Source organism: Salipiger pentaromativorans (assembly GCF_024721115.1).
GTDB classification, from domain to species: Bacteria; Pseudomonadota; Alphaproteobacteria; order Rhodobacterales; family Rhodobacteraceae; genus Salipiger; species Salipiger pentaromativorans.
The window spans coordinates 23,061-30,349 of the sequence record NZ_JAMDHK010000015.1; the positions used below are offsets into that span (position 1 = coordinate 23,061).

The following is a 7,289-nucleotide window of genomic DNA, read 5'->3' on the forward strand; positions in this document are numbered from 1 at the left end:
CTACATGGCACGTCTTGAAACAGCGGTGCTGACCGCATCAGAGACCTACACCCGCAACCACGCCGCACAAAGCGAGCGCGTCGAAACGCTGCGTGCGCGGATCGCCGAAGCAACGGCTGGCGGCCGCCCCGACATGGTCGCGCGGCATCGCAAGCGCGGCAAGCTGCTGGTCCGCGAACGGATCGACCTGCTGGTGGATCCGGGCACTGCATTTCTTGAGTTGTCGTCGCTTGCCGCCTACGGTCAATATGGAGGCGAGGTGCCCGGTGCGGGGATCGTGACCGGTATCGGGATCGTCCACGGGCTGCCCTGCGTTGTGATCGCCAACGATGCGACAGTGAAGGGTGGTTCCTTCTATCACGAAACCGTGCAGAAACACATCCGCGCCCAGGAAATCGCAGCCGAGAACCGGCTGCCCTGCCTCTATCTGGTGGATTGCGGCGGTGCCTATCTGCCAGAGCAGGACAGGGTCTTCCCCGATGCCCGGCATTTCGGCAATTCCTTTTATCGCCAGACCAACATGTCGGCGAGCGGTCTGCCGCAGATCTCGGCGGTCTTTGGAGGCTGCACGGCCGGTGGGGCCTATATCCCGGCCCTGTCGGACGAGGTCATCATGGTGCGCGGCAACGCGCGCATCCATCTGGGCGGGCCGTCGATCGTCAAGGTGGCGATCAACGAAGAGGTCGATGGCGAAACGCTGGGCGGGGCCGAGATGCATTCGCGTGTTTCGGGGGTGTCCGACCATCTGGCCGAGGACGAGTACCACGCATTGGCACTCATGCGCGACATCGTGGCCGAGCTGGGCCAGTCGCGCGCGATGCAGCCCGACAAGGTACCACAGCCGCCCGCGCATGATCCCCAGGAACTGCTTGGCGTCATCAGCGCCGATCGCAAACAGCCCTATGACATGCGCGAGGTTCTGCTGCGCATGATCGACGCCGGCGAATTCCGCGAATTCAAGCCCGGATGGGGTGAGACGCTGGTCTGTGGCACAGCGTGCATCCATGGATACCGGGTTGGCATTCTGGCCAACAACGGTGCGCTTGTGTCCGACAGTTCGCTCAAGGGCGCGCAATTCGTGTCGATGTGCGATCAACGCAACATACCGCTTTTGTTCCTCCACAACATCTCGGGCTTCATGGTCGGCACCGAAGCCGAGCGCGGCGGCATTGCCAAAGACAGTGCCAAGCTGGTCTATGCCATGTCGGTTGCCAAGGTGCCGCGCCTGTCGGTCCTCTTGGGCGGCTCATACGGGGCAGGCAACTACGGCATGTGCGGACGTGGTTTCGCCCCGAATTTTCTCTTTGCCTGGCCCACGGCGGAACTGGCCACCATGTCTGCCGACATCGCCACAAATGTGATGCTGGAACTGCGCCGCCAGAAAGGGGGCGACCCGGGCAAGATGGAGGCCGACATGAAGCTGATCGAGGAGCAGGTTCGGGCCCAGTATGGTGAACAGTCCGATCCCTATTATGCCACCTCGCGGCTTTGGGATGACGGGCTGATCGAACCCGCGCAAACCCGCGATATCCTTGGCCTGTGCCTGGCCATCGTGACATCGGTGCCCGAAGCCGGTCGCCATACGCCTGTATTCAGAATGTGAGGCTTCAAGTTGACCAATACCTACAACACGATCCTTGTCGAAACTGATGCGCGCGGCGTCGCCACGCTGACGCTCAACCGCCCCGACAAACACAACGCGCTGAATGGCGAATTGATCGCAGAGCTATACGATGCCGCAGAAAAGCTGGCTGCAGATGACGATGTGCGTATTGTGGTCCTGACCGGCGCGGGCAAGAGCTTCTGCGCGGGCGGCGATTTCAACTGGTTCGCCTCTAACGTCGAGAAAACCCGTAGTGAAAGGGTCGCACAAAGCGCCACGCTGGCGCTGCTGTTGCGCCGTCTTGACACGCTGCCTAAGCCCTTGATCGGGCGGATCAACGGCCCGGCCTACGGTGGCGGTGTCGGCATGATCTCCGTCTGCGACTACACCATCGGCGCCGAAGACGCGCGCTTCGGTCTGACCGAGGTCAAACTGGGCCTTCTGCCCGCGAATATATCGCCTTATGTGGTGGCCCGCATCGGCAAGGTGCATTCGCGTGAAACCATGCTGTCAGGGGCGTTGTTCGACACGGTCCGCGCCGAGCGGATCGGTCTGTTGACCGAAGTTGTCGCGCCGACCGACCTGGACGCCACGGTGAACCGGTTGGTGCATGATCACCTTCAGGCCGCGCCGGGTGCCGTGGCCGATACCAAGGCGCTGATCGCCTATGTCGCGTCCCACGATCTGGAGACCAATATGATCTACACCGCCGACCGGCTGGCCGATGCGTGGGAGACGGAGGAAGGTATCGAAGGCATCAACAGCTTCATCAACAAGGGCGTTCCGTCATGGCGGGTGAAATGAGCTTCACCCGCGTTTTGATCGCCAACCGGGGCGAGATTGCCCGGCGCATCCAGCGCGGGTGCCGCAAACTGGGGCTGGAAAACGTAGCGGTGTTCTCAGAGGCGGACCGCGACGCGCCCTTCGTGGCCGAGGCCGATCATGCCGTCTGCATCGGCGGAGCCGCCCCGTCGGACAGTTATTTGAACGTCGAGGCCATCCTTGAGGCCGCGCGGGCGACGGGCGCGGGTGCGGTGCACCCGGGCTATGGTTTTCTGTCTGAGAATGCCGGTTTCGCGGCGGCGGTCGAGGCGGCGGGCCTTGTGTTCATCGGGCCGGAACCCGACGCTATCGCGCGGATGGGCTCCAAGATCGAGGCCAAGGCTGCCGCCGAAGCCGCAGGCGTGCCCGTCCTGCCCGGCTATCGCGGCGAGGATCAGTCCGACGCGCGCCTGCTGCAAGAGGCCGAGGCGCTTGGCACCCCCTTTCTGGTCAAGGCCAGCGCCGGCGGCGGCGGACGCGGGATGCGGCTTGTCTCCGATCTGGGCGACGCACCCGAAGCGATTGCATCTGCCCGGGCCGAAGCGCAGAGCGCCTTCGGCGATCCGGCGGTGTTCCTCGAACGCTATGCGCCCCGTGCCCGCCACGTCGAAGTGCAGGTTCTGGGCGACACTCACGGCACCGTGCTGCATCTGGGCGACCGCGATTGTTCGCTGCAACGCAACCACCAAAAGCTGATCGAAGAAGCCCCCGCCGCCGATCTTCCCGAGGCTGTGCGCGACCGCATGCGTGCTGCAGCGGTGCGGTTGGCGCTGGCGATCGGCTATCGCTCCGCCGGGACGGTGGAATACCTCTATGACCCCGGGCGCGGTGAATACTACTTTCTGGAAATGAACACCCGCTTGCAGGTCGAACACCCCGTGACTGAGGCAATCACCGGCATCGACCTTGTTGAATGGCAGTTGCGCATCGCGCGGGGCGAGCCGCTGACACTGGCGCAATCGGATGTGAAATTCGACGGGCACGCGATTGAAATCCGCATCGCCGCCGAAAACCCGGCCGAGAATTTCCGCCCCGAAACGGGCGAGATCAGCCTTTGGGCTCCGCCCGCCGGCGTGCGGCTCGATACCGGGGTCGAGGCAGGCTCGGTCGTCAGCCACCATTACGATTCGATGATTGCCAAGCTGATCGTCCACGCGCCGGACCGGGCCGGTGCGATCCGTCAGGCGGTCGTCGCAATGGATGCCTTTGCCGTCGGTGGCGTCGGTCTGAACCTGGCCTATCAGCGCGCGTTGCTGACACACCCGGATTTTGCGGCGTTCCGTCACCATACCTCGGGCCTGCCCGAGATGTTTCCAGGCGGCTGGACTGAACCGTCCGCTGATCCCCGGGACATGGCCTTTGCCGCGATGGCGCTGCATCTGCGTCTCGTGCCGGCGGGCGCGTCGCCCTGGGAAAGCCTGGGGTCATGGCGACTCACAGCCCCTGCGAGACAGTCCGGCGCGGCCTTCTATTGGGACACAACCAAAGACGAACCGATCCGCATGAACGGCTCCGGGTCGGGGTTGACTGCCATTCAGCCGGACGGCCAGACCATCACGGTCGAGAGTGCCGCTTTAACAGGATGCCGACTGAGCGGACGCATCGATGGGGTTCCGTTTTCGCGCATCGCTTACGTCGTGCGCGCGCCGAGTCACTGGCGAGTGCACCTGCAAACCCCTGCTGGAATGACCGCGACAGACCTGCGTACGCTGGAAGACCAGCATCTGCAACGTGCCACCGGCGGGTCTGGCGTCGCTGACCTGTTGTCCGCACCCATGCCCGGCGCCGTGGCCGAGGTGCGCGTCGCACTCGGCGACCGCGTCAAAGCCGGTGACACCCTGGTGGTGCTTGAGGCCATGAAGCTGTTGCAAAGCCTGCCCGCGCCGGTCGCGGGCGTGGTGACTGAAATCTATTGTGCACCCGGCGATACGGTCGCCGGGCACGCCCCACTTATCAAACTCGATCCAGAGGAAAACACATGACCAGACAAGACAGCATTACTCAGGTCACCGGCCCGTTCAACGAAGACCTCGAGTTGATCCGCAACCAGTTGCGCCGGTTCATTGAAGCCGAGGTGATCGCCAAGGCCGAGCCTTGGGAGGAGGAGGGCAAGGTACCCCGCGACGTGCTGCGCCGGATGGGTGATCTCGGCGTGCTGGGGATGCGCTATGACGAACAGTATGGCGGCGCGGGGCTGGACGTGATGTCCAGCGTGGTTTTGGCCGAAGAGGTCGGGCGATCCACTTTCGGCGGGTTCTCGGCCACGGTTCTGGTCCACACCGACATGGCCTCGCCGCATCTGGAAAACGCCGGCACGCCCGAACAGAAGGCGCGCTGGATGCCGTCGATCGTCTCGGGCGAAATGATCACCGCCGTTGCTGTGACTGAACCGGGCGCGGGCTCGGACGTGGCCGGCATGCGCACCCGCGCGGTGCGGGACGGGTCGGACTGGGTGCTGAACGGCACCAAGATGTTCATCACCAACGGCGTGCATGGCGATCTCTACTTTGTCGGTGCCAAGACCGATCCCGATGCCAAGGGGTCGCGCGGGATCACCATGTTCGCGGTCGAAAAGGGCACGCCGGGCTTTTCGGTGGGCCGGGCGTTGAATAAGACCGGCTGGCTGTGCTCGGACACTGCCGAACTGATCTTCGAAGAAGTCCGCATCCCGACCGAAAACGTTTTGGGCGAGGTCAACCACGGCTTCTATTCGGTAATGAAGAACTTCCAGAACGAACGCATCGTGCTGGGTGCGATGGCCTGTGCCGAGGCGCAAACCGCGCTGGACATAACTGTGGATTACGTCAAGCAGCGCAAGGCCTTTGGCGGCGCTCTTTGGGACAAGCAGGCCGTGCGCCAGCGACTGGCCGACTGTCAGACGCGGATCGTGGCAGGGCGTCAGCTGGTCTATCACGCCGCCGGTTTGGATGCCGCGGGCCGTGACTGCGTGAAAGAGGTCTCGATGGTCAAAGCCTATTGCGGCGAACTGGTGAACAGCGTGCTCTATGACTGCGTCCAGTTTCATGGCGGTATGGGCTATATGCGCGAAACACCGGTGGAACGCATGTCACGCGATGCCCGTGTGCAGGCCATCGGCGGCGGGGCGAGCGAAGTCATGTTGGAAGAAGTCGCCAAGCGCATGTGAGCTTACTATCCAAAAAAGTAACAATCTACAGAAACAAGGACGAAAAAGATGAATCTGGAAACCACTCAAAGCCGATCAGTCGCAAGACTGACCCGAGAGATCTCGATAATACTCGTCGGCACAATTCTTCTGACAATATCCGCCAAAATCGTGGTGCCGTTCTACCCCGTACCTATGTCTACACAGACCTTGGTTGTCTTGGGTCTGGGTCTTTTCCTGGGGCCGGTGCGTAGTAGTCTTGTTGTTGTGACATACCTTTTTGAAGGTCTGCTTGGCCTGCCGGTCTTCGCAGGCACGCCTCCGGCTCCGGCAGGACTGGCATATATCGCGGGTCCCACAGGCGGATACCTGGTAGGCTTCGCACTTGCAGCGGCGGCTGCCGGTTGGGTTGTTCAAGCACTGCAAGGACTTTGGCCTTCATTCAGAGCATCTGTCGCGGTCTTTTCGGGCTCGATACTCATGTATTGCGCAGGGCTGTTCTGGTTGGGTGGCTTTGTCGGTTATGGCGAGGAATTGCTGAACGCCGGGCTTTACCCATTCCTGATCGGGGATCTGACGAAGGCGACAATTGCTGTAGTTCTGTATTCTGCTTACCATAATCGCCGCGCTGTGTGACTGCCAGCCCAAGACCGTATCAGACTGTTTTAGTCTCATACGGTCTTAGTCCGATATAAGTTGAAATGGTCCGATGCCAGATTTGGTAGGCACCGGACGCCAGCCTGAGGTTTCCGGCGCCATGCGAGAGCAACGCACAAAACTGTGCGAACCGGATTGTTCGCAATCAATAACTGGTCGCACACAATGAAAAGAAGCAGCATGTTTTTCTCAGAGCCGGAGCCTTGCCGCGCGAAGGGAGTCGAATTGGCCCCTGGAATTCTGAGGATCGTCGCGAACAATCCCGGAAAGATGACCTACCACGGGACAAATAGCTACATCATTGATACGCCTGATGGTCGGTTCATAATCGACCCCGGCCCAGCAGAAGACAGTACACATTTCGAGGCAATCATCGAAAATTTGGGGGCCAAACCATCCGGGATTCTGCTCACACACCACCATTCTGATCATTTTGGAGTCGTCCCAGCCCTGCGAGCACGGACAGACGCACCTGTTTATGCCTCACGGGCATTCCCTGACGATGCATTTCGACCTGACCGGTTTCTGGAGGACGGACAGGTCATTGCCGGTCTTACCGTCCTGCACACACCTGGTCACGCGAGCGACCACCTTTGTTTCGCGAGACCTGACGGAGTGCTCTTCACGGGCGACCACGTTATGAGCTGGAACAGTTCGATCGTCAGCCCCCCTGACGGAAACATGCACGACTACTGCGCGCAGCTACAGCGGCTGATTGAGCGCGACGATAGGATCTACTGTCCGGGGCACGGACCTATACTCCGGGATCCGCAACCTTACGTCAAACGGTTGCTTTCCAACCGCATGCGTCGCGAGGCGGAGATCCTCGCCCACCTCTCAAACACCCCGGGTTCGGTCCAGAATATCGCCGCTTCCGTCTACCAGAAAACCGACCCACATATCGCAATGGCCGCAGAACGAAACGTTGCGGCGCATCTGGAGAAGCTGTTGTCTGAGTCGCGGGTGGTACAAGATGGCGGAGTCTGGAAATTAACATAAGATGGATTATGCGCCAAATAGTTCAAATGAAATCCACATATTTTCAATAGGTTTCGCCCTCTACCACCTCCCTGTGGGCGAACC

General features: G+C 61.3%; 6 protein-coding genes. All 6 read left to right on the plus strand.

What is annotated here, in order from left to right; translation table 11 throughout:
* The first annotated feature begins 4 nt into the window (after positions 1-4).
* The 6 genes from M4578_RS19175 (at position 5) to M4578_RS19200 (ending at position 7,205) form a co-directional block, all read left to right on the plus strand.
* A complete protein-coding gene (locus tag M4578_RS19175) occupies positions 5-1,603 on the plus strand; it encodes an acyl-CoA carboxylase subunit beta (RefSeq protein WP_258094892.1) in 1,599 nt (532 codons plus the stop codon).
* Between the two features lie 9 nt (positions 1,604-1,612).
* A complete protein-coding gene (locus M4578_RS19180) occupies positions 1,613-2,407 on the plus strand; it encodes a crotonase/enoyl-CoA hydratase family protein (protein WP_088652137.1) in 795 nt (264 codons plus the stop codon).
* Positions 2,404-4,407: an acetyl/propionyl/methylcrotonyl-CoA carboxylase subunit alpha gene (locus M4578_RS19185; protein WP_258094893.1), complete on the plus strand. Its 2,004-nt coding sequence runs from the start codon at positions 2,404-2,406 to the stop codon at positions 4,405-4,407. The genes M4578_RS19180 and M4578_RS19185 overlap by 4 nt, the downstream gene beginning before the upstream one ends.
* On the plus strand, positions 4,404-5,570 hold the full coding sequence (locus M4578_RS19190; RefSeq protein WP_035366643.1) for an acyl-CoA dehydrogenase family protein: 1,167 nt from the start codon (positions 4,404-4,406) through the stop codon (positions 5,568-5,570). The genes M4578_RS19185 and M4578_RS19190 overlap by 4 nt, the downstream gene beginning before the upstream one ends.
* Before the next feature lie 48 nt (positions 5,571-5,618).
* Positions 5,619-6,185 carry a biotin transporter BioY gene (locus M4578_RS19195; RefSeq protein WP_035366645.1) on the plus strand — a complete coding sequence of 189 codons (567 nt, stop codon included), beginning with the start codon at positions 5,619-5,621 and terminating at the stop codon, positions 6,183-6,185.
* A 201-nt stretch (positions 6,186-6,386) separates the two neighbouring features.
* Positions 6,387-7,205, plus strand: coding sequence for an MBL fold metallo-hydrolase (locus M4578_RS19200; RefSeq protein WP_028093934.1), 819 nt, complete (start codon positions 6,387-6,389; stop codon positions 7,203-7,205).
* Positions 7,206-7,289: the final 84 nt, after the last annotated feature.